Source organism: Nocardioides lijunqiniae, from assembly GCF_015024225.1.
Classification (GTDB): Bacteria; Actinomycetota; Actinomycetes; order Propionibacteriales; family Nocardioidaceae; genus Nocardioides; species Nocardioides lijunqiniae.
In genome coordinates this window covers 1-2,746 of the sequence record NZ_JACJGM010000072.1, presented here as the reverse complement: position 1 = coordinate 2,746, position 2,746 = coordinate 1, and the positions used below count along the sequence as shown (strand labels likewise).

At 74.8% G+C, this 2,746-nt stretch carries 4 protein-coding genes; all 4 read left to right on the top strand.

Annotated elements, in window-relative coordinates; genetic code table 11:
* Nucleotides 1-481 (top strand): FtsB family cell division protein (locus IRQ30_RS23045; protein WP_227468023.1); only part of this gene is annotated, 481 nt, incomplete at its 5' end.
* 7 nt (nucleotides 482-488) lie between these two features.
* Nucleotides 489-980, top strand: a complete 492-nt coding sequence (locus IRQ30_RS23040) for a DUF501 domain-containing protein (RefSeq protein ID WP_193615151.1) — start codon at nucleotides 489-491, stop codon at nucleotides 978-980.
* Nucleotides 977-1,873: a Ppx/GppA phosphatase family protein gene (locus IRQ30_RS23035; RefSeq protein ID WP_193615150.1), complete on the top strand. Its 897-nt coding sequence runs from the start codon at nucleotides 977-979 to the stop codon at nucleotides 1,871-1,873. The genes IRQ30_RS23040 and IRQ30_RS23035 overlap by 4 nt, the downstream gene beginning before the upstream one ends.
* Nucleotides 1,870-2,601 (top strand): uracil-DNA glycosylase, encoded by a 732-nt coding sequence (locus IRQ30_RS23030; protein WP_193615149.1) that lies wholly within the window; start codon nucleotides 1,870-1,872, stop codon nucleotides 2,599-2,601. The genes IRQ30_RS23035 and IRQ30_RS23030 overlap by 4 nt, the downstream gene beginning before the upstream one ends.
* The last annotated feature ends 145 nt before the right edge of the window (nucleotides 2,602-2,746 follow it).

The following is a 2,746-nucleotide window of genomic DNA, read 5'->3' as shown; positions in this document are numbered from 1 at the left end:
GCCGCGGGCGACCGTCGACGGCCCGCAGCGGCGGCCGCGGCTCACCGGGCGGGCCGCGATCCTGGTGCTGGTCCTCGCGGTCCTGGCGGTGTCCTACGCCTCCTCGATGCGGGCCTACCTCGACCAGCGCTCGGAGATGAACGCCCTGAAGGCGACCATCGCCGAGCGCTCGGCCGACATCGACGACCTGGAGCGCGAGAAGCGTCGCTGGACCGACAAGGCCTACGTCAGGCAGCAGGCGCGCGAGCGGCTGAAGTTCGTGATGCCCGGCGAGCGGTCCTACGTCGTGCTCGACGAGAACGGCGAGCCGCTCGACAGCGAGTCCGAGCTCAGCGACCCCGACGACCTGGCCAAGGACGCGCCCGAGGCGTGGTGGGGGAGGGCGTGGGAGTCCGTGGAGCTCGCGGGCAACCCGCCGAAGCAGGCGAAGCCGCCCGCCGCCCAGATCGACGGCTCCGACGAGCCGACCAGCGAGCAGTGATCGACCGGTGATCGACCCCGCCGACGAGGCGACCGTGCAGGCCCAGCTCGGCCGCTCGCCCCGCGCCATCCACGCCGTCGGGCACCGCTGCCCCTGCGGCAACCCCGACGTGGTCACCACCGAGCCCCGCCTGCCCAACGGCACGCCGTTCCCCACGACCTTCTACCTCACCTGCCCGCGCGCGGCCTCGATGATCGGCACCCTCGAGGGCTCGGGGCTGATGAAGGAGATGCAGGCGCGGCTGGGCGAGGACCCCGAGCTGGCGGCCGCCTACCGACGCGCGCACGAGGCCTACCTCGCCGTGCGCTCCGAGCTGGGGGAGGTGCCCGAGATCGAGGGCATCTCCGCGGGCGGCATGCCCGACCGGGTCAAGTGCCTCCACGTGCTCGCCGGCCACGCGCTCGCGGCCGGTCCCGGCGTCAACCCGCTGGGCGACGAGGTCCTCGAGCTGCTCGGCGAGTGGTGGGCGTCCGGCCCCTGCGTGGTCCCCGAGCCATGACGACGGTCGCGGCCGTCGACTGCGGCACCAACACGATCAAGCTCCTGATCGGGGACCTGCCCGACGTCGCCGTGCGCGAGATGCGGATGGTGCGGCTCGGGGAGGGCGTCGACCGCACCGGCCGGCTCGGCGACGAGGCGCTGGTGCGCGCGTTCGCGGCCATCGACGACTACGCGGCGCTGATCGCCGAGCACGACGTCGACCGGCTGCGCTTCTGCGCGACGTCGGCGACGCGCGACGCGGCCAACGCCAAGGAGTTCTCCGACGGCGTGCTCGCGCGGCTCGGCGTGCGCCCCGAGGTGCTGTCGGGGGACGAGGAGGCCGCGCTCGCCTTCGCGGGCGCCGTGCGCAACCTCGCCGCGCGGCCGCCCGCCCCGGTGCTGGTCGTCGACATCGGCGGCGGGTCCACCGAGCTGATCCTCGGCGACGCCGAGCCCACCGCGGCGGAGTCCATGGACATCGGCTCGGTGCGCCTGCACGAGCGCCACCTCCACTCCGACCCGCCCACCGCGGCCGAGGTCGCGGCGTGCGTCGCCGACATCGACGCCGCGCTCGCCGCGTGCTCGGTCTCGCCCGCCGACGCGGCCGCCGTCGTGGGCATCGCCGGCACGGTGACGACGGTCGCCGCCGGGGTCCTCGACCTGCCGGCGTACGAGCGGGAGGCGATCGACCAGCAGGTGCTCGACGTCGACGCCGTGCACGCGACCGTCGACCGCCTGGTCGCGATGCCGGTCTCCCAGCGCCTGGCCCTGCCGTTCATGCACCCCGGCCGCGCCGACGTCATCGACGCCGGCGCCCTCATCCTCTCCCGCGTGCTGCGTCGTACGTCGGCCACGACCCTGCTGGTCTCCGAGTCCGACATTCTCGACGGGATCGCCTGGTCGCTCGCATGACCCGGCGCCCGGCGGACTCCCCGGCCGAGGCACTCGGCCGGCTGGACGCGCAGATCATCGAGTGCCGCCGCTGCCCTCGCCTGGTCGAGTGGCGCGAGCGCGTGGCGCGCGAGAAGCGGGCGGCGTTCGCCGACGAGACCTACTGGGGGCGGCCGATCCCCGGCTTCGGCGTCGCCGAGCCCACCGTGCTCGTCGTCGGGCTCGCCCCGGCCGCCCACGGCGCCAACCGCACCGGCCGGCTCTTCACCGGCGACCGGTCGGGGGACTGGCTGTTCGCCAGCATGCACCGCGTCGGCCTCGCCAACCAGCCCACCAGCACCCGCGCCGACGACGGGCTGGAGCTCATCGGAACCCGCATCGTCGCCGCCGTGCGCTGCGCCCCGCCGCAGAACAAGCCGACCACCGAGGAGCGCGACAGCTGCGCGCCGTGGCTCGACCTGGAGCTGCGGCTCGTGGCGCCGACGGTCAAGGTCGCGGTGGCCCTCGGCTCCATCGGCTGGGACGCCTCCCTGCGCGCCTTCCGCGCCGCCGGCTGGACGGTGCCCCGGCCCAAGCCGAAGTTCGGGCACGGAGCCGAGGCCGTCATCGGGACCCCGCACGGCGACCTCCTGCTGCTCGGCTGCTACCACCCCAGCCAGCAGAACACCTTCACCGGCACCCTCACGGAGCCCATGCTCGACGCCGTCCTCGCCCACGCCGCCTCCTTCCTCCCGCCCTCCGGTGGTTGAGCAGCGACGAGCGCCAGCGAGGAGCGCCCGTCGAGACCCCCGCACCTCTGATCGCCTCCTCGGGAACTGGTCCTCGACTCGCGCGCCGCTGCTGGTCGCGCTCTGTGGCAGTGATGAGGACGAGGTCGGCGGGGGTGACGCGCCG